At 48.2% G+C, this 19,951-nt stretch carries 22 protein-coding genes; 16 read left to right on the plus strand and 6 right to left on the minus strand.

Annotation, left to right across the window (positions count from 1 at the left end; translation table 11 throughout):
• Positions 1-15: 15 nt before the first annotated feature.
• From rlmH to GZ78_RS04325, 4 genes are all read right to left on the minus strand, one after another.
• On the minus strand, positions 16-483 hold the full coding sequence (rlmH, locus tag GZ78_RS04305; RefSeq protein WP_034833038.1) for a 23S rRNA (pseudouridine(1915)-N(3))-methyltransferase RlmH: 468 nt from the start codon (positions 481-483) through the stop codon (positions 16-18).
• A complete protein-coding gene (gene rsfS / locus GZ78_RS04310) occupies positions 483-833 on the minus strand; it encodes a ribosome silencing factor (RefSeq protein WP_034833039.1) in 351 nt (116 codons plus the stop codon). The genes rlmH and rsfS overlap by 1 nt, the downstream gene beginning before the upstream one ends.
• A 148-nt stretch (positions 834-981) precedes the next feature.
• Complete coding sequence (locus GZ78_RS04315) at positions 982-2,244, minus strand: glutamate-5-semialdehyde dehydrogenase (RefSeq protein ID WP_269078732.1); 1,263 nt, start codon at positions 2,242-2,244, stop codon at positions 982-984.
• A gap of 416 nt (positions 2,245-2,660) precedes the next feature.
• Positions 2,661-4,232, minus strand: coding sequence for an ATP-binding response regulator (locus GZ78_RS04325; protein ID WP_034834153.1), 1,572 nt, complete (start codon positions 4,230-4,232; stop codon positions 2,661-2,663).
• Positions 4,233-4,501: 269 nt separating this feature from the next.
• On the opposite strand from GZ78_RS04325, the gene GZ78_RS04330 reads away from it, so the two are divergent.
• From GZ78_RS04330 to GZ78_RS04360, 8 genes are all read left to right on the plus strand, one after another.
• On the plus strand, positions 4,502-5,392 hold the full coding sequence (locus tag GZ78_RS04330) for an SDR family oxidoreductase (protein WP_034833042.1): 891 nt from the start codon (positions 4,502-4,504) through the stop codon (positions 5,390-5,392).
• 18 nt (positions 5,393-5,410) lie between these two features.
• Positions 5,411-7,945, plus strand: coding sequence for an ATP-dependent helicase HrpB (gene hrpB, locus GZ78_RS04335; protein ID WP_051785806.1), 2,535 nt, complete (start codon positions 5,411-5,413; stop codon positions 7,943-7,945).
• 96 nt (positions 7,946-8,041) lie between these two features.
• Positions 8,042-8,857 (plus strand): FAD-binding oxidoreductase, encoded by an 816-nt coding sequence (locus GZ78_RS04340; protein WP_152558545.1) that lies wholly within the window; start codon positions 8,042-8,044, stop codon positions 8,855-8,857.
• Positions 8,858-8,945: 88 nt separating this feature from the next.
• A complete protein-coding gene (locus GZ78_RS04345; protein WP_034833044.1) occupies positions 8,946-9,170 on the plus strand; it encodes a hypothetical protein in 225 nt (74 codons plus the stop codon).
• Positions 9,171-9,363: 193 nt separating this feature from the next.
• Positions 9,364-9,516, plus strand: a complete 153-nt coding sequence (locus tag GZ78_RS30195) for a hypothetical protein (protein WP_236631473.1) — start codon at positions 9,364-9,366, stop codon at positions 9,514-9,516.
• A complete protein-coding gene (locus GZ78_RS04350; RefSeq protein ID WP_081869658.1) occupies positions 9,492-10,250 on the plus strand; it encodes an ABC transporter ATP-binding protein in 759 nt (252 codons plus the stop codon). Before GZ78_RS30195 ends, GZ78_RS04350 begins: the two co-directional genes overlap by 25 nt.
• Positions 10,240-11,016 carry an ABC transporter permease gene (locus tag GZ78_RS04355; RefSeq protein WP_034833045.1) on the plus strand — a complete coding sequence of 259 codons (777 nt, stop codon included), beginning with the start codon at positions 10,240-10,242 and terminating at the stop codon, positions 11,014-11,016. Before GZ78_RS04350 ends, GZ78_RS04355 begins: the two co-directional genes overlap by 11 nt.
• Before the next feature lie 24 nt (positions 11,017-11,040).
• Positions 11,041-11,955 (plus strand): hypothetical protein, encoded by a 915-nt coding sequence (locus GZ78_RS04360; RefSeq protein WP_034833047.1) that lies wholly within the window; start codon positions 11,041-11,043, stop codon positions 11,953-11,955.
• A 9-nt stretch (positions 11,956-11,964) separates the two neighbouring features.
• Here GZ78_RS04360 and GZ78_RS04365 read toward each other — a convergent pair whose 3' ends face one another.
• Positions 11,965-12,240, minus strand: a complete 276-nt coding sequence (locus GZ78_RS04365; RefSeq protein ID WP_161787298.1) for a transposase — start codon at positions 12,238-12,240, stop codon at positions 11,965-11,967.
• Between the two features lie 31 nt (positions 12,241-12,271).
• Here GZ78_RS04365 and GZ78_RS30905 point away from each other — a divergent pair, with 31 nt between their 5' ends.
• Positions 12,272-12,676 carry a transposase gene (locus GZ78_RS30905; RefSeq protein ID WP_161787299.1) on the plus strand — a complete coding sequence of 135 codons (405 nt, stop codon included), beginning with the start codon at positions 12,272-12,274 and terminating at the stop codon, positions 12,674-12,676.
• Here the strand turns inward: GZ78_RS30905 and GZ78_RS04370 are convergent.
• A complete protein-coding gene (locus GZ78_RS04370) occupies positions 12,593-13,846 on the minus strand; it encodes a bifunctional DedA family/phosphatase PAP2 family protein (RefSeq protein WP_034833051.1) in 1,254 nt (417 codons plus the stop codon). The two genes, GZ78_RS30905 and GZ78_RS04370, sit on opposite strands and share 84 nt — an antisense overlap.
• 171 nt (positions 13,847-14,017) lie before the next feature.
• Here GZ78_RS04370 and trmH point away from each other — a divergent pair, with 171 nt between their 5' ends.
• From trmH to GZ78_RS04405, 7 genes are all read left to right on the plus strand, one after another.
• On the plus strand, positions 14,018-14,704 hold the full coding sequence (gene trmH, locus GZ78_RS04375; protein ID WP_034833052.1) for a tRNA (guanosine(18)-2'-O)-methyltransferase TrmH: 687 nt from the start codon (positions 14,018-14,020) through the stop codon (positions 14,702-14,704).
• Between the two features lie 283 nt (positions 14,705-14,987).
• Entirely contained in the window at positions 14,988-16,097 is a 1,110-nt protein-coding gene (locus GZ78_RS04380; protein ID WP_081869661.1) for a polysaccharide deacetylase family protein, read from the plus strand.
• A gap of 72 nt (positions 16,098-16,169) precedes the next feature.
• Positions 16,170-16,541, plus strand: coding sequence for a c-type cytochrome (locus GZ78_RS04385; RefSeq protein ID WP_051785810.1), 372 nt, complete (start codon positions 16,170-16,172; stop codon positions 16,539-16,541).
• A 141-nt stretch (positions 16,542-16,682) separates the two neighbouring features.
• Complete coding sequence (locus tag GZ78_RS04390) at positions 16,683-17,207, plus strand: hypothetical protein (protein ID WP_034833055.1); 525 nt, start codon at positions 16,683-16,685, stop codon at positions 17,205-17,207.
• Positions 17,208-17,345: 138 nt separating this feature from the next.
• Positions 17,346-17,651 (plus strand): hypothetical protein, encoded by a 306-nt coding sequence (locus GZ78_RS04395; protein WP_034833057.1) that lies wholly within the window; start codon positions 17,346-17,348, stop codon positions 17,649-17,651.
• A gap of 116 nt (positions 17,652-17,767) precedes the next feature.
• A complete protein-coding gene (locus tag GZ78_RS04400) occupies positions 17,768-18,634 on the plus strand; it encodes a hypothetical protein (protein WP_034833058.1) in 867 nt (288 codons plus the stop codon).
• 282 nt (positions 18,635-18,916) lie between these two features.
• Positions 18,917-19,777 (plus strand): hypothetical protein, encoded by an 861-nt coding sequence (locus GZ78_RS04405; RefSeq protein WP_034833059.1) that lies wholly within the window; start codon positions 18,917-18,919, stop codon positions 19,775-19,777.
• Positions 19,778-19,951 lie beyond the last annotated feature (174 nt).

Consider the following 19,951-nt stretch of genomic DNA (forward strand, 5'->3'; position numbering starts at 1 on the left):
GTTCATGGCGATGATCTATTTATGGTAAGGATGATTCTTGAGAATGCTCCAGGCACGATACACCTGTTCAGCAACAACCACCCTGACCAGAGGGTGCGGCAACGTCAAGGGTGACAATGACCAGCGAAGATCCGCCTGAGCCATTACACTGGAATGAAGACCTTCAGGGCCTCCAACCATCAGGCTGACATTACGGCCAGAGTGCATCCACCCTCCCATATTGTCTGCCAGCTTTTCAGTAGACCAGGGTTTCCCCTTGATCTCCATAGTTACCACCCAGTCGCCCTGCCCTGCGGCAGCCAGCATTTGTCCCGCTTCTTTCTCTTGCAGGCGGTTGACATCCGCGCCCTTGCTGCGCCGATTCAACGGAATCTCAATCAGATCCAGTTTGAGGTCGGCACCCAAGCGACGGCTGTACTCCTTATAGCCTTCGTCTACCCAGCCTGGCATTTTTGAGCCCACAGAGATCAGACGAACACGCATCAGGATTGCTCAGTTGCCTGCTGTTCCTCACTCGGCTCCCATAGACGCTCCAGGTCATAGAACGCACGGGTAGCTGGCAGCATGACGTGTAGAACCACATCACCGATGTCAACCAGAACCCATTCGGACTTCTCCTGGCCTTCCATCCCGAGCGGACGAGCTCCACTCTGTTTGCACTTTTCAATGACATTGTCAGCTACGGACTTCACATGACGGTTGGAAGTACCACTAGCGATAATCATGTAGTCAGTCACGCTGGTCAGTTCTGAAACATCCAGACAAGTAATATCGTTGCCTTTCATTTCTTCAATCGCGTCAATGACCAATTGTTTCAGTTGTTCAGATTGCATATATCTCTTTAGAACTCATAAAAACCAAAAGCCTGAACATGAATTGTACAGGCTTTTGTCATAATTGCTTGCTGATTGAGTACTTATGTACAGAACCAGTGGTTATAGGGTGCGATCATTAATCATCACCAAGGGTGTTGGCAATCCGTTATTTCCGGATATGACCGTCGCCCAATACTACATATTTCTGGGACGTTAGCCCCTCTAACCCAACAGGGCCACGAGCATGGATCTTATCCGTGGAAATACCAATCTCTGCCCCCAGTCCATACTCAAAGCCATCGGCAAAACGGGTGGATGCATTGATCATGACGGAACTGGAATCAACTTCTCTCAGAAAATCCCGACCACGGGTATAGCTCTCGGTAATAATCGAATCAGTATGGTGAGAACCGTAGCGATTAATATGCCGGATGGCTTCACCCATATCCCCAACGACCTTAATGGACAACACCGGAGCCAGATACTCTGTCTGCCAGTCATCTTCTGTGGCCGCCAAAGCATCCGGGATAAGATCACAGACCTCAGAACAGCCCCTGAGTTCCACACCTATTTCCTGATATCGCTGAGCCAGCTCTGGTAACCAGTCCGCAGCAACGGCTCTGTTTACCAGCAAGGTTTCCATAGCATTACAGACACCATAACGGTGCGTTTTGGCGTTGACGGCAATAGCTACTGCTTTTTCACGGTCAGCCAGGTCATCAATATAAACATGGCAGATACCGTCAAGATGTTTGATCACAGGGACTCTGGCATCACGGCTGATGCGCTCAATCAGGCCTTTCCCTCCTCTGGGAACAATCACATCAACATACTCTGGTATACTGATCAGGGTTCCCACAGCTTGACGATCTGTTGTCTCCACTACCTGTACAGCCGCTTCCGGCAGCCCAATAGCTGCCAACCCCTTCTGGATGCATTGAGCTATAGCCTGATTAGAGGCAATAGACTCACTGCCCCCTCGGAGAATCACCGCATTACCTGATTTCAGACAGAGACTGGCAGCTTCGATCGTCACGTTAGGACGAGATTCATAAATAATGCCAATAACCCCCAGAGGTACTCGCATCTTACCTACTTGAATACCACTGGGAACATATTTGAGATCGTCAATAGTACCCACTGGATCAGGCAGAGAAGCCACCTGATTCAAATTCTCTATCATGGTATCAATACGTGCGTCAGTCAGTTCAAGTCGATCAAGTAGAGCTGCATCCAACCCACGACTCCGACCGTTTTCCAGGTCTACGGCGTTAGCTTGACGCAGTGCCGGTCGAGCTGTTTCCAGTTCAGCAGCAATGGCCAACAGTGCCTTGTTTTTCAGCCCTGTATCTGCTTTTGCTACCCATGCGCTGGCTTCCCGGGCCTTTCTGCCCAGTTCATGCATGTACTCTGTTACCTGTTCAGTCACTGCGTGCTCCTTGTTCACCAGCCAGAAAACCAGGAGGTTTTCTCCCCCTGCTCGACCAGACTTTCTGAATGCTCATAACGGGAAAACATCCCGATCAATGACCTCAGCTTATTCAGCTCCAGCTCATTTCCCCGAGCCGGGCATTATAACCTGCAGACTGGCTGACAGGAATGATGGTATGCCTGCATTGAGCATTCAGACAGCAAACTTTCTGAACTTTACCCAACAGTGAGAAATAACAGACAGATCACGACCATTGGTCGACAGACTTCTCTGAAAAAACAATACCAACAGGTGTGATTGAAATGAGGGAAGCAGACTTATTCCTGAACAAGTCTGCCCGTGAATTTACTAGCGCCCCAAGCGTTATACCCCATACCGGTCACACAGAGCCTGTAGGGTAATTAACACTGGCCTTAGGCAATAGGCATAGTAAATTCAAAGATCGTGCCGCCATCAGAATGACGATGGAACGTTAAGCGACCACCATGGGATTGAATAATGGAATGGCAAACCGTCAAACCAATCCCCATTCCATCTGACTTGGTGGTATAAAAAGGCGTAAATAACTTTTCTTCGGCATCATCAGCCAGTCCGTAGCCCCTGTCGATTACAGAAACTCTAACGAACTGATCGTCGGCCTGCTCCGCTTTAACCCAGACACCAATATCCCGGGTGGCCTGATCTCTCATGGCTTCCATACCATTTCGAATCAGGTTCAAAGCGACCTGCTGAATCTGCACCGGATCCACTTTCACCTCGGGCAGATCTTCCGGTACCTCAGTATGAATCTCCATACTGTTGTTTCGAGCATCCACTTCAGCCAGTTTGACGGTATCGCTGATCAGCTTGATTGGGTCCACGCAACCCAGAACATGATCAGGCTTCTTAACAAATGAGCGTATCCGGGCAATGATCTCCCCGGCACGTCGCGCCTGAATATTAATTTTATCCATGGCCTCATAAAGTGAGTCATAGATTTCGTCGTCTTTATGCTCCAGCCTGGCCATCATGCGCTTAGCCACCTGAGCATAATTGGAGATAGCGGTGAGCGGTTGATTCACCTCATGGGCAAAGCCTGCAGCCATCTCACCCATAATGCTCAAACGAGACACATGAGTGAGTTTCTCCTTCTGGGTTTCCAACTCGTCCAACGCCTTCTGTAAAGCGGCCTGTCCGCGTTTTTTACTGGTAATGTCAGTAAAAACGACCACCGCCCCATTAGGCTGCCCCTCTTCCATAATGGGTGTACACGAATAACTGACCGGGAATGAGGATCCTTCTTTGTGCCAGAAGAGTGCATCGTCCACTCTTTTACTGACACCTTTATTCAAAGCCACCTGAATAGGCGCCAGATGCTGACTGCGAGCTTCATCTCCCGCTTCATCGAACATCAACTCAATCAGACTGCGATTGATCAAACTGTCCATAGGCCAGCCTGTCATAATAGAAGCCGCCGCATTGGCAAAGGTAATGTGCCCCCGGCTATCGAGACCGAAGATACCTTCGTTCATACTTTCGAGAATACGGGCTTTGTCGGCTTCAAGCTGACGATTTCTGGCTGAAAGCGCCTGCTCCAATCGATGTATCTTGAGCTGGGTTTCTACCCTGGCAATGACTTCTTCTGCCTGAAACGGCTTGGAGATAAAGTCAACGGCACCGGTTTCCAGGCCACGAACCTTGTCTTTGGTATCATCCAGAGCTGACAGAAAGATCACGGTAATATTGCTGGTATCCGGATCTTCTTTCAGCTGACGGCATACTTCGTAGCCATCCATACCAGGCATCATAATATCCAGCAAAACCAGCGCAGGCTTTGCCTTGTGGGCAATCCTCAGAGCGCTTTCGCCGTTTTTAGCAATAAGGAGCTTGTAGCCCCGCCCACTAAGGGTCTGCAGCAGCACCTGCAAGTTGGTGGGATTATCATCCACCAGAAGAATGCGTTCTACATCATCAACCGTTTCCGGAGGAGTGTCTGCCACGTACATATTGTTCGCCAATTCGTTAGTCACAACAGCTGGAAAAAGCATAGTCGAATAAGTGAGTCATTCTGCCAGAATTTCCCCTGCAGGGCATGGGGTCTTGATATTTTTCGCTACTTGCTATTCCTTGTTTTTGCTGCTCTCTCTTCAAAGCTAGGAGCCAGACCCTATTCATGCTTCAATAGCCCCAGGAGCCTATCGAACTTAAGGCACTTTCAACCTGAATTCCTTCAGGCTTCCGGATAATTAACTACCCGTGATATTGGAACCCAAGTATGAAAGTACTGGTCATCGGTCAAACCGGTCAGGTCGGACATGAAGTCTGTAGAATCCTGGGAGAGAAAGGTATTTCCTGGTACTCCCCGGACAGAACTGAGCTGGACCTCTCTGAACCCGAGCAGATCCAGAGTTGCCTCAGCCGCCACCAACCAGATCTGGTCATCAACGCCGCCGCCTATAACAATCCGGTCCAGGCTGAGAATGAACCTTCCCGCTGTTTCAGTATCAACCGGGACGCTGTCGCTGAACTGGCGGATTGCTGCCAACGCCAGGGAATTATTCTGTTTCAGCTGTCGAGTTATAGAGTTTTTGATGGCACCAAGCAGGAACCATACAATGAAAAAGATCCCACAAATCCTATTGGTGTTCTCGGCAACAGTCGACTTCAGGCTGAACAACAAATCCGGGAACGCTGTGAGCGCCATATTATCCTGAGATTGTCCTGGATTATCAGCGAACGTCGCCCCAACATTCTCAGAAGACTGGCAGAACAGATGCTGGTCAACAAAGAAGTGTACGTTACCCCTGATCAACTGGGATGCCCCACACCTGCGGTTGACGCAGCCCGGGTCATTGTCGCCATGGTTCAACAGCTCAATTGTGGTGCTGAAACCTGGGGCACTTATCACTACTCCACAACAGAATCTGTTTCTGAAAGTAACTTTGCCGAAATTCTTATAGCGGAAGCCTCCCAGCACCGGGACTTGAAAGTCCGCAAACTGATTATGGCGAACATTGAATCCAGAGAAGGGATTAAACCACCCGCCAATGGCACCTTGTCGTCTAACAAAGTACTGAATACTTTCGGGGTTCATGCCCGCCCCTGGAGAAGCGCCGTAGCCCGGATAGTCCGTGAAGTTTACGACGACAGTAAGTCTTCCCAATAAGCGAACCCATTTCATTTCATGATGTCGTTAGAACTTCCTGACCTGCCTGTGTGCGAGATTCTGCCAGAGCTGGCAGATACATTTACCCGACACGATCGGGTTGTCCTGCAAGCTCCGACAGGGGCAGGTAAAACAACCCTGGTCCCACTCTATCTGCTTAACCACTTGAACGTTTCCGGCAAGATTCTAATGCTGGAGCCAAGACGACTGGCGACGTCCGCCGCAGCCATGCGAATGGCTGAGCTGCTTGGCGAACCGGTAGGAAAAACGGTTGGTTACCGAATGCAGCTGGAAAACAAAGTCAGCAAGGACACCCGGATCGAAGTGGTAACAGAGGGTATTCTGACTCGTATGTTGCAGGATGACCCTGAGCTTTCAGATATTTCCATGGTGATCTTTGATGAATTCCATGAACGCTCGCTACAGGCAGACCTTGGCTTATCTCTATCTCTTCAGTGTCAGGAATACTTTCGTGATCAACCTCTGAAATTATTGATCATGTCAGCCACTCTTCAGACTGAGAGACTGACAAGTGCCCTGAAAGCCCCTCTGGTTGTCAGTCAGGGTTTCAGCCACCCTGTAGAGATCTTTTACCGGGATCAGCCTCTCAAAGATCGAAGCTACTTTCCCCTCTGTCAGGCAATTTGTCAGAGTGTGGTGCAAGCAATCAATGAACAAGAAGGCTCTGTTCTGGTATTTCTTCCCGGAGCCGGTGAGATCAGACAGGTTCACTCATTGCTCAGCGAAAAAGTTCTGCCAGAGAATATTGAGCTGCTTCCTCTGTACGGAGATATGAGCCTGACGGATCAGCGCAAGGTGATTCAACCGCCTAAAGCCGGGCAAAGAAAAATCGTAATGGCGACCAATATTGCCGAAACCAGTTTGACGATTGAAGGCATTCGCATAGTGATTGACGCGGGTCAGGTCAGGAAAGCCGTGTTCGATCCTTCCTCCGGCATGACTCGACTGGAGACTCGCCGAACCAGCCAGAGCAGTTCAGATCAGAGAAAAGGACGTGCAGGGCGACTTGAGCCCGGTGTCTGCTATCGTCTCTGGACGGCTTCTGAACAAAGCAGACTGGCATCTGCAGATGCGCCTGAAATAGAAGAAGCGGATCTTGCACAACTGGCTCTTGAGCTGGCCACCTGGGGTGCTTCGCCTGATGAACTCTTTTGGTTGAACGCACCACCTGATCGTCGCTACCGGGAAGCCACCTCTTTACTGGAAAGTCTCGGCGCTCTTTCATCCACCACTGCAGGCAGCCTCACAATAACAGACCATGGCCGTGAGATGACCCGGCTTGGAGCACATCCTCGCATTGCTCATATGTTGATTGCATCAGCAGACAAAGGCTTGCTGAAAGAAGGCAGTCAACTGGCCGCAGTACTCTCTGAAAGAGATTTACTGAGAGGACAGAAGGGTCGTTCAGTCGATATCTCGGATAGAATTCAATTACTGACAGGCGAGTCCTCAGGCAAAAGCTCTCACTCTGTGCACAAAGCCCGACAATTATCACGTCAATGGTTTCAAAAGCTCAGGCAAAGAACCGAAAGCTCAAACTCAAACCTCAATGAGCCATACTCACGATTACTTATTGCTGCTTACCCTGATCGAATAGCCCAACGCAGAGGCCTGTCCAATCAATACCTTCTGGCCAGTGGTCAGGGCGTTGAACTGGACCCTACGGATCCACTGATAGCCAATGAATATCTGGTCATTCCTAACATCGGCAATGTTGCCAGTCACCGAAACGCAAAAGCCTTTCTGGCCAGCCCGGTCAGCTTACATATCCTTTATGACGAGCTTTCAGATTTAATTCTGGAGCAGCAAAAAGTGGTATGGAGTGCGGACAAAGAACGCGTCGTTGCTGTGCAACAGGAAACCCTGGGAGCACTGGTGCTGGATGAAAAACGCCTATCGTCGCCTGACCCTGAACTGATCCAGACAGCCTTAATTCAGGGAATTATCAACAAAGGCTTAAACAGTTTACCGTGGAGTAAAGAGGCACAACAGCTCAGGGAAAGAATGCAGTTTATGGAACGTTTCCAGCAGGCCAGACAATCCGGCTGGCCTGAGATGAACGACCAGGCCCTGCTGGCTGAGCTAGAACAATGGCTGGGACCTTATCTAACCAACATGACGAAACTCGAGCAGCTAAAAAAACTTTCCCTGACCAGCATATTGCAGAGCAGACTGGACTGGTCACAACAGCAGCTCATGGAAACCGAAGCCCCGGAACGCTGGCAGGCTCCCAGCGGCTCCAGAATTCGTATTGACTACTCCAACCCGGAAGAACCAAAAATATCACTCCGGCTCCAGGAACTGTTTGGCACACTGGAAACACCGGTCATCGGGTTTGGACAGCAACCCCTGACCATAGAAATGCTTTCGCCTGCCCAGAGACCGGTACAAATCACCCGGGATCTGCACAGTTTCTGGGAGAACACTTATCAGGAGGTCAAGAAAGATCTCAAAGGCCGATACCCCAAACATTACTGGCCGGATAATCCACTGGAAGCTGAAGCCACACGCTTTGTAAGACCCAGGAAGTAAACTCAGTATCCGGCGACTATACCCATTAGATTTCAAGATGCTACCAGGCGACAAGTGAGCGAAGCCCTGTGAGCCTACAAGTAGTAGGTGACCAGGGTGAGCGAACGCTGGCAACAACGTAGCATCTTGAAAGGCGATGAGTATAAACTGCTGAAAACCGATTTGAAGGAGTTTGCCATGCCTCGTCCACTCTATCCTGCAACTCTGGCTGCCAAGCGTCAGCTCAGCCAGAACACCGTGCAGCTGGACTTCAGAGTAGAGGGCGGGTTTGACTATCAGCCTGGGCAATTTGTGCAGTTGCACTTCTCCTTTAAAGGGCAGGATTATAAAAGAAGTTACAGTATTGCCAACGCGCCTGAGTCGTTCAAAAACACCCGGGAGATTGAAATAGCCATCAGCTTTGTTGAAGGGGGAGTTGCGTCCTCACTGTTCAGTGAAGCAGAGCCAGGTCTGAAGCTGTCTGTCGGTGGGCCTTTCGGAATTCTCACGGCGCCAGATCAATACGATGGACGAATCATACTGGCCGGTACCGGAACAGGTCTGGCCCCCTACCGGGCTATGATTCCGTCATTGAAAAAGCTAGCCAGTGCGGGCACCCAGATTCTTGTCATGATGGGTGTAAGACACAGGGCTGATATGATTTACGAGCAAGACTTTCGTGAGCTCGCAGCCTCATCCGAAACCATTGAATACCGGGCTTGCTACAGCAGAGAAAAATCCTTGAATAGTGCTTTGCAGGAATATCCGGGCTACCTTCAGAACCAGTTTCCTGAACTGGGTCTTTCCCCAGAAAAAGACCTTATATACCTGTGTGGTAATCCAGCCATGATTGACGATGCTGCAGCGGCACTCAAAATACTGGGCTTTAGTCCAAGGCAGGTCAAACGAGAGAAGTATGTTTTTTCCAGCTGAACCAGAATAGTAGCAGGTAAGGGTAGCCGCAGGAGACAGGACATTTATCGACACTTATATCCAATGGGTATAGAAAAAGACCGACACAGTGAAGGGAATTGACCATATTCTTTGTGATCACACCATTGTCAATGAACTTCTGCCTATGGGTAACTGCCACTTTATCGATACGGGTGCCTTTACAACGGACAAACTCACGGTGATGGCTTTTGACAGTCTGAAACCCAACGATCTTCAATCAAGCCCATTCCCCCATGTATTGCCCCCGGACGATACCCAAAAATTCAATAAAAAAACGAATGACGCTTATTAATTATTCATACTGTTTTTTACTTAGTCACCGCAAGAATTAAATTCGATTCCATATATGGCAGGATGAGAATATCTCTGCTATATAATTTACGGCGTTGATTGTCAGACCCCCTTCACTCATAAATTCACCTGCCTTTAAAGATGTTCGGTCAACGCCCTATCCACGACTCAGTATCCGTCAAAGGATCTTCATCATGAAAACTGTTTACATTCAGACTGAAACCACGGCTTCAAAAATCAGCACTCAGAAGCAAGCAGCCAAAAAAACGATCAGGCACTCTTCACCCTCAACGGTTCGCAGTATCAAAAATAGAAACTCAGAATGCACTTGGGATGGAACGCCTTGAGCCTTTTCAAGGTATCAGGATTAACCAAGCAAATCTCAGGCAAAACGATTGTTAATGACATTCACCTGAATATTAATTCAGGTGAATGTCTTGGCATTCTAGGCCCTAACGGTTCCGGTAAATCAACGCTGGTAGGGTTGATGTCAGGCATCATTAAGCCTACCCATGGCACTGTTCGTTTTGGCCACCTCTGTTTACAACAGAATCGCAAACAGTTTTTAGGTCGCATAGGTCGCCTGCCTCAAGATTCCAACCTTATGAACAACATGACGGTATACGACGGTCTTATTAACCAGGCCGGATATCATGGTATGAGTCGAAAACAAGCCAGACCCATTATTGATGATTACTGCGATCAATTCAGACTCAACGAGTGGGTCCATGTTGAAAGCCAATATCTTTCAGGCGGTACCAAAAAAAGAGTGATGTTGGCCAGAGCACTAATGCACTCTCCGGATCTGTTATTTCTGGATGAACCCACTTCTGGTGTAGACATACAAAGCCGGATGATGATCTGGGATTACCTTTCACAACAGGTTGAGAAAGGCCTGTATATCATCCTGACCTCCCATGACTTTCAGGAAGTATTCAAGCTTTGCTCAACCGTCATTAACCTGGACAAAGGTTCGTTAAGACGCGAAAAACAAAGCCTTGCCGATTACTGTCAGGGACAGACTGCATCGTCGCCTTCACTTGAAAGGCAATACCTGAGCCAGATGAACAATGAACCATAACTCACTGACAGGTTTTTTGACCATCATTGCTTACGAGGTCAAATCCTGCAGTAGAGAATCTTATTATGCTTTTTTTGCCCCTCTGATTACCGTCATTCTGTCTCTGATCGTTATTGGTGGAATACTGGGTCAACAGATTGGAAAAATTCACGGCGTTGAGTACCTGCGCTACTTTTCCACGGGTTTGTTGCTCAGTTGCATCTCCGGAAGTTGCTACAACCATATTGCCAGCACCCTTTTCAGTATGAGGTATGTAGCCCACTTTTCAGAATTAACGGCCAGCCCAATGCCAAACCGGGTTATCGTGCTGGCCTATGCCACTTGTGGAGCAATCACCGGTTTTGTCGTATGCCTGCCTGTTAACATCATTATTTTGTTCTTGCTGCATGGCAAACTGTATAGCTGGCTCCTGCTGCTAGCACTGATGCTATTTACCGGGCTGATGTTTTCACTGTTGGCTTATATCAATGCCATGTTGTCGAAAAAATTCAAGGACATCTCTATTTTTGAGAATCTGACCTTGAAGCCATTACTTTTTTTCAGTGGTATTTACTACGACGTATCCAGTCTCCCTGACAGCCTGCAAACCCTGAGCTACTTTAATCCACTTTTTTATCTGGCCAATGCCTACCATGTGGCTGTTTTAGGCTTCGACTGGTCTGTAAAGCCTGTCTACAGCTCAGCCGTTTTCCTCTTCTCAGCGCTTGCCTTTCTGGTCATTGCTATCAAACTGACCGATCGACAGGAGCTGTCATTTAACCCATAAACGCAGGTCTGGACATCGATTATCATGAATCAGATAGAAGCTTTTTTTTCAAGTCAGGACATAGGCTTTATTTGCAGCAACAAAGCAGCCCAAAAAGAGCTGACACAAAAAGGGATCCCTGCCTACGATCCGATATCTGAACGGGACCATAATCACTTTGCCTATATAGGTCTGATCAAAAACAGTGAAGAGAGAGCCGCATTTTTTGAGAACCGTCCCGACGATGCCCGGCTACTCAGCTTGCCACTGCATTTCTTCGACAACTCAACAGAAGCTGTGCTGTATAACCTTAAACAATTGTTCGCAATCGACTTTAATCAGTGCCTGTCGGACCGTGATGAATGGTACAAGCGCTTGACCGAAAACGAGAAGCTGATTTTCGGCAAGGACAACTTCACCCTTGAATGCATCCCTCATAATCCGGTCTGCCTGGATGTGATTGATGACTCCCCTCTCTTTCCCTGTACCGCATCTAGATTATTGGAAGTCGGGCTGGAGTATCAGACAACCGATGAAAACAGAACCTTCACCATTAATGGCACCTTGCCTATTGAGGGAGCTGTCGTCAGCTGCCTTCCTTGTATCACCCATGAGCAGCACGAAAAAGGATTGAAAATTGCCCGCCGCATTGCTGCCAGCCAATTAACTACCTGTGAAATTGTCAATAATGAGCTGGTTTCACTCAACATAGACGGTGATGAATGTTGCCAGCAGGTGGTGGCTCTGGCGGGCCCTTCTGATGGTGAGTTGGGTCCTAAACCGACAGAAGCCAAAGAGTTTTCTATTGGACTGAACAAGTGGGTGCTGGATAATATCGACTACACCATAAACAGTCCGCTCAATGAGGGAGTTGAAGGCATTCATGTCGGCTTTGGTGATGGTCACAACGGCCTGCATATGGATTTTTTGATCCCTCAGGCCCAGCTCATCAGCCCCTGACTCAGGAAATTAACTCCTTTGAGAATGGCCGCATTCTCCTTGCCAGTGAGTGTTTCTACCCGGACGCAGAATCGCTGTAATCAATTTACCGCTGAGTCCCTCGAAAACCATCAGGGGCAAATAGCAGTAATCCTGATATTTGGCATTGAACAGATTCAGCTGCTGCCCACCGTGAGTAATAGCGGATGTATGGTCAAGATCGATAATGACCGCCATAGGTGGCAGCTCATAGCTGCAGATAAAGTGATGAACAAACACCTCGGCAATTCTGTGGAAGTTTGTCAAAGCAGACTGTGCCCATAATACAGAGGCCGATGTGTTTATCTGTCCAGCTGGAGAAACACTGATCACTAACCCTGACAGCAAAGTCAGGGGAAAGAGCTACCGGGCAAAAAAAGATGCATGCAAAGTTTGTCTCTCTCGTTCAAAGTGCAATGGTTCTAAGAAAGAGGCTGGCAGGGTTATCCGTGTCGATCAGTTTGAGAAGGCCTGTCAGGCCATGAATAAGAAAATGGAGACAACTGGCTCAAAAGCAATTTACAAACGTCGCAAGGTCATTACAGAGCCACCATTGGGTCATATAAAAGAGTCGGAGGTTCAATCTTCGTGGTTAAAACGACTTGATGAACTTTCCGGGTTAAGAGCGTTGAAACAGAGGCAATTTACCGTTGGCATAAATTCTTTCTGCCATCACCGCCGCACTGAACCAGACGCCTCCTAACAATGCACCTGCCAGAACATCTCCAAACCAGTGGGCTTCAAGAACCAGCCGTGACAGAGCCACCATCAAAGCAATCAGCAGGGTAAAGCTGTAAGCACAGAACTTCACAACCCTTCTCTGTCCTGCAACCAGATACAAACTCACTATCAACCAGACGAAAGTTGCCTGGGTAGTATGTCCGGAAGGAAAAGAAAACTGCTCCAGGCCATCGAAATTGGAAGGTCTTGGTTTTTCGATCCCCCACTTCATTAGCCAGAGCGTCACTTCCATACCTACCAGACAGGCGCATAAAATCAGTAATTTCCTATAACGCTTAGTCCACAGAAAATAGACACAGAATAACAATAAGGGAAACCAAAGACCCGCGGCACTTCCAAGCCAGGTCACCAGCCCAAGAACATGTTCAACGACAGGAACAGAAATATTGACGACAAACGTCTGTATCATTGCATTGTGATCATCCATCTGCCCACTGATATCCATCACTGTCAGGATCAGCAAGCTGATATGTCCAATTATAACGAAGCCAATGGGCAACATCAGAGTCATCTTATTCCTGCAAAGAGCACGATCCATCATCAACCCAAGATAAGGAATCAACAGAGCTGCAATGGTTATACCGGCCAACAGGAAATAAAAAGTCTGCGGAACTTCTACCTTCAATGCAGCCCCTGTCAAATACCCTGGCATCATATACGCAATAGCCCAGGGAACTGATGAGAGCAGGTTGATGGTATAAAAGCGCAGGGGAGACATATCCATCATGCCGGCAACAGCAGGAATAACCGGACGAATAGGCCCAATAAACCGGCCCAGAGCAACGCTGAAGCCACCGTGTTTTTCGAAAAAATACTCACCTTTCTTCAACCACCCCGGGTGTGTCGAAAAAGGCCAGCAATCACGGATTCGTGCATGCAGATGATGGCCTACCTGAAAACTGATTCCATCACCCAGAACAGCACCAAAAAAAGCCCAGGTCAGCATAGGTAAAGGCTCCATCAAGCCACTACCCGCCAAGGCACCAAGAGCAAACAGTAGAGCAACGCCAGGAATAATAAACCCGATGGCCACCAGTGACTCAACAAAAGCAGCCAGTGCTATAAAGGGACCCAGCCAGTGTCCATGATGTTGAAGCCATGCATGCACTGCTACAAAGCTATCCGATTCCACAAAAGACCTCTTTCAAAGTCATCATTATTTTCTACATTCATAGATAATGTTCATTGGCCCGGTATTCTCTTGTAAAAAAAGAGACATAGAACCCCAAGACACTCATCGGTGTAAAATAATCCCGATAAACACAAAAGAAACTCCACACTATGCTGTATTCAGAGAAAAACCATGACACCGGAACGTTACCAAAAATTTAAAGATCTACTGGATCGACGCCAGCCAGACCTTACGGTACTCACTGATCAGGTTCACAAGCCTCACAACCTGTCAGCCATTATTCGTACCTGCGATGCTGTGGGCATTCCCGACATTCATCTTAGCCAGCCAAAAATGGGCTATAGAAATTTTCGGGGCAGAACAGTCGGTAGCCATAAATATGTGAATGTTCATCATCACAGCAGTGTAGAAGAAGGTATATCACAACTGAAAGCCAAGGGCTTTAAAGTTTATGCCGCGCATTTTTCCAGCACTGCAATACCTTATTCAGAGGTTGATTACACTGCGCCTGTAGCCGTGATGATGGGTGCGGAGAAGAAAGGAATCAGCCCGGAAGCTGCAGAACTCGCAGATCAGCACATTATTATTCCCATGCAGGGTATCGTTGCGTCTTTCAATGTTTCCGTCGCAGCAGCAGTGATTCTGGTCGAAGCTCAGCGACAGCGCCTGCTGAAGGGTATGTATGAAGAACCGAGTCTCCCACCAGAAATCTATATCCCCACACTCTTTCGATGGGGCTACCCGGAACTGGCCCGATATTGCGACGAACGAGGGCTGATATATCCGGAAATGGATGAGTGCGGACAGCTGGTCGACCCTTCCTCCTGGTACGCCAAAGTGAGGAAAAACAAGGTCTGAAGGCTCCCTTATACCTAAGTCGTAAGGCAGATTCTGCCAACCGAATATACTCTTTTGAATGTTGGTCATTGAAAGTCGTCACCCAAAGGTCCTACCCATCCTGAAGGTTGACGCCCTCCCTTATGGATCTATTGATCTGGCGCCTCCAAGGCGCCGTTTTTTTGTGTTCTGTTTAAGACCTTGCAAAACATACTGTAAATGTCTTAGTTTCGAAGTCTGAAACTAATCATAAGTGGACCTCAGTCTGCATCTCTTAAATAACCCTAATTAAAACAGAGGCTTCATGACCCGTCGCATAGCTTCGTACACAAGAAAACTCAGCCACCTTGCTTCCCGCTCTTTGAAAGGATTGTTCATACTACCTTTATTAGTACCAGCCATTGTCATGGCCGCTGACAGTGCAGTATTCCTGCAATACCACCATGTCAGTGACAAAACCCCGGCCGTGACCAGTATTTCACCAGCAATGTTTAAGCAACATCTGGATTACCTGGATAAGAATGACTTTAACGTTGCCCCCATAGAGAGCATCACCAGAGCCATACAAAACGGCCAGCCAGTACCGGATAAAACGGTGGTCATCACTTTTGATGATGCCTATAAGAATATTTATGAAAATGCCTTCCCCATACTGAAAGAAAAAGGTTGGCCCTTTACTATTTTTGTCAGCACTCAACCTGTAGACCGGGGCTTTGGCAAATTCCTGACCTGGAAACAGATTCAGGAAATGAGCCGCGCAGGGGCCACCATCGCCAACCATACAATCAGTCACCCACACATGCCTGAAAAAAAATCCGGAGAATCGGATCAAGCCTGGCTGCAGCGTTCCAAAAAGGACATTACTGACACTGAAGAACGCATCAAGGAAAAAACCGGACAAAGTATCAAAATGCTGGCCTGGCCTTTCGGTGAAACCGACCCTGCCCTGCGAAAAATGATTAAAGAGATGGGTTATATAGGATTTGGCCAGCAATCCGGGGCCATAGGCCCGCTGTCAGACTTCACCCGACTGCCCCGCTACCCCATGTCTGGTAATTATACCGATATGGGCGGCTTCAGAACCAAAGTAAACAGCAGGCCTCTGCCAGTGACCAGACAGGAGCCAGATACAGCCATCATCGACCCTAAAGAACTGATGCCTCCTTTAATTCTGACTCTGGCGAATGGCCAGTATCAGAAAAAACAGCTGAACTGTTATGTTTCGGGCCAGGGGAAAGTAGAACTGGAGTGGTTGGATAAAGAGAAAACCCGATTCCGTACTCAGGCCAAATCACCACTGCCTGTCGGTCGCAGTCGCTATAATTGCACAGCACCTTCTATGGATGGACGGCATTATTATTGGTTTTCTCACCAATGGCTTCGCTTCACGAAAGATGGAAAAGCTATTGATTAAAGCCCCTTTAGCGATACTCTCTCTTATCAACTCTGGGTGATAAGAGATTTATCTTGGGAAGCAGCACATATCATGAAAAAAAAAGTTTGGCTGTTGAGCAGCTTGTTTACAGCTGCCCTGTTGACTGGATGTGATCTATCCGGGGATAAAAGCCCTGAGTTTCGCGCGATTGAAATGACTCCGAGGCTGGAAGCTGCCAAAAATAAGGCTCTGGCTCTTTGTTCCGGATGTCACGGCCCCTATGGCGTTGGCACTGCTGACTTCAATCCAAACCTGGCTTGTCAGAAGAAAATGTATATGGTGAAACAGTTGAACGACTATCGTAATGGTCAGCGCAACAACCATATCCCCATGGTCAATATCGCCAAGATGCTGACCGAAGAAGAAGTAGACGCCATCAGCACATGGTACTCACTGCAAAGATGCTCCATCGATACTTTGTAAGAGCCCTATAAGGCTCTTCTTCTACCTTGCCGAAGGAAGTTAGTCATTCTGACTAAGTTGTCAGTGATCCCTCTTTCAACCCCATGTAATACTGCTTTCAACGGAAAACCAACAGTTCATGGATTAACAAGGAGGTATGCCATGGCTTACGGAGCAGATACAACGAACATACCGCCACCAAGCGTCCCAGGTCATGTGATCATAGAGGGCCTGGCAGACCAGATAGCTGAAAAAACAGGAAAAGCTGTGGTCAAGGCGGGCGAAAAGGCTCTTCAGCACGCCGGAGAGAGAGCCAAAAGATCCTTTATAGGGCTGTCTGTGGACAGTTTCAGAGTCCCGACTTTTATAAAGGACAAGATTAAATCCATAGGGAATTCCAAAACCTGGAAAAGTCTCAAGCAGTATTGTGTGCGCACCAATGAATCCTGGGGAACCATCGCCCGCTGGGGAATGGGTGGTGCACTGACTGGAGGCTATCTCTTCGGATCCACAGTAGGCGCTGCATTCGGTATGGGGGTAGGTAGTGCTATTGGCCTTTACTTCGCCACTAGCACCTGGTCAAACGTTGGCAAACAATTGGACCAGGCCGAGCAGGATGCTGAAAAACTGAAAAGATATCAGGTCCTACATGGTGATATTAATCTCAACGAGCCAGATAACGTCTGACGCAAGGGGTCTCTTCGACCCCTTTCTTTTTTACTCATCTTACAGACTCCGCCCTACCTCAAAGATCTCGCTTTATTTTCACGAAATCCAACCGATCTACACTGAAGATAAGAAGACAACACGAGCTGAGAAAGTCCCATGAATGATGATACCGTCAAGAAACTGGCCCTGATGATTGCAGCGAACTGCACCCGTAATTCTGTCCTGGATGACGCTGTAAAGACCAAAGCCGTTTCAGAAGAACAAATGAATCAATTCAACCACCAAATGTCCAACCGCATCTATACATTCCTGACATACCTTCTGAATAAACCAGCAGAAGAGTATTCGGTGATGATTGAAGAACTCTCGAAAAACTATCCCGAAGCCTGGGCTTTGCCTAACCTGGATCAAAGCCTGATGAATGCGGTAGCGAAATCGTCCCCGCCTTCTTTACCCCATTAAATCAAAAGCTGATCTATTCTGTGGTGTTTAAAATAGATCCATAAACCGACATGAACTGCAGCTCGTATCAACGATATAAGCCCTTGCTACAGGGGCTTCTCCTGACTTTCTTCCTGATGAGTCACGCTCACGCCGGGGCTCCAGCTTTAAGCCAGCAACAGCTCGACACCTTGTCAGCCCTTCTTTCTGTAACAGACACTCCACATGAGAAAACGTTTGATTCCATGGTTAATGCCACCCAAAAGTGGCGAAGACGAGCCGATCAGGAGCGCTGGGAAGTTGCAGACCTGAAGCTTACGGATGAGCAGAAAAATAAAGTAATGGAACATCTGGAAGCTTTGGGCTTAATCAAAGAAATGAAACCCGATAAGAAGCATTTTGATTATGCACTGGTACTGGGTGGCACTGCACCACGGATGAAAAGCCGCTTTCAGCACCTGGTCAAACTATGGAATGAAGGCGTCCGATTCGATCAGATTATTTTTTTATCGGGTCAGCGCCCTACTCAAGACGACATAGATCAGACAGACACACTGGTTTCTGAAGTAATTGGCAAAGATGCGCCCGACGATAAAAAACGAAAGGCGCGCCCTGCTACTGAAAAAGAGGCGGCTGAAATGGTCTATATGTCGACTAAAATGCCTGACGCAATGAAGCACATCAAGATCGACTTCTTCTCAACTGACCGTTTTTGGCTGGTCGATCGATGGCAACGTGGTAATACCCGAGACAGCATAAAAAACTGGGTTGCCAGCCATCCCAAACCCGGTTCTGCTGTGATCGTATCCAATCAGCCCCACCTTCTTTATCAGCAGGAAGTCATCAGGCAGGAATTACCGAAAGGCTTCACTACGCAAGCGACCGCCCGGCAATCGGACTTTGATGGTCAACTGATCATGTATCTGGATGCTTTAGCGCTCTGGCTCCATAACCTGCAGGTCAGGGTAGCCCAAACAACAAACCAGGAGGCTGACCGAGAATAGCGTCCGAGCATAAAATTCAGTAGAACGAGTCAGTTTTTTCACTGAATTTGTGCGAATAGTTGACCTATTTAAGCAAATTTAGTGGAAAAGATGGCCGTTCTTTCTGGATTTTAGGTCGGGCTGTCTATTCTCGGTCAGCCTCCTAGTCTGCAAGCACCTTGCTAAATCAGTTTACTGCGCTGCCGAAACAGCCTTGAGCAGGGGAAAGAATGTATTAATACCTGCTCTTTTCTCCACTCATGACGGCTTATCTGATTCTGATTGATTCCATGGAAGGACTCTATGCCCCCACATAATCACTTCTCTGACAGCATACTTCTGGATCATGGCTCAGCCGCCGACAATCTCGAACTGCTGGCATTATCTACGTTAATGGAAGAAGTCGGTATATCCCACTCTGACTCTCTGAAATCCCTGATTTCTGCCTCTCAGCAGTGGCGCAGGCGACCTGGTCAGGAACGTTGGGAAATGCAAGACCTGTCTTTAACACCGGATAAGCATGAAGCGGTGATGGAGCACCTCAAAACCCTGAACCTGGTGGATGAGCTACTGCCCTCTTCGACCCATTATGAATACACCTTACTATTGGGCGCTACTGTTCCCAGAATGGAACGCCGTCTCAACCACCTGGCCCGACTCTGGCAGGAAGGTGTGCGCTTTAACAACATTGTCTTTCTGGTAGGGCAGCGCCCCCTGAATGACGGCATCGACAAAACAGACTGCCTGATTGCCAACAGTATTGGAAAACAGGCGCAGGGACAAAGAGCTGAAGCCGCTCGCCCCCTCACAGAAACAGAAGGAGCGATGCAACTGTTTGCATCTATGAAGCTGCCTGAAGCAATGAAGAAACTGCCGGTAGCATTTATCGACTCACCCAGGGTCTGGAAACGGGATCACTGGCAGAGAGCCAACACCAGAGACACCTTGATTCGATGGATGAAAGAGTCGCCTGCTCCGGGCAAAACACTGGTTATTTCAGATCAGCCTCATGCCCACTATCAGCTGGAAGTAGTAAAGCAGGAACTCCCCGAAACCTTTAAACCGGAAGTAGCTGCCCAGTCTGCAGATGAAAACACACAGGTAATACTTTATCTGGATGCACTGGCGCTCTGGCTTCATAACCTGCAGTTACGGCTTAACTGAGAGAAGCCTGACAGCATCACGTGTTAATCGCTGGACCCGGCTTGCTGAAGTCAGTGTGATGCGAGTTTTTTCCTCACTGGCGAAGGTTTTCACACACACGTACAATGATCCCCAATAATCTTTCACCTTGCTGGCCCTCGCCCATCACACAGGTTTATGCTCCTCATGGATCAC

Source organism: Endozoicomonas numazuensis (genome assembly GCF_000722635.1).
Taxonomy (GTDB): Bacteria; Pseudomonadota; Gammaproteobacteria; order Pseudomonadales; family Endozoicomonadaceae; genus Endozoicomonas_A; species Endozoicomonas_A numazuensis.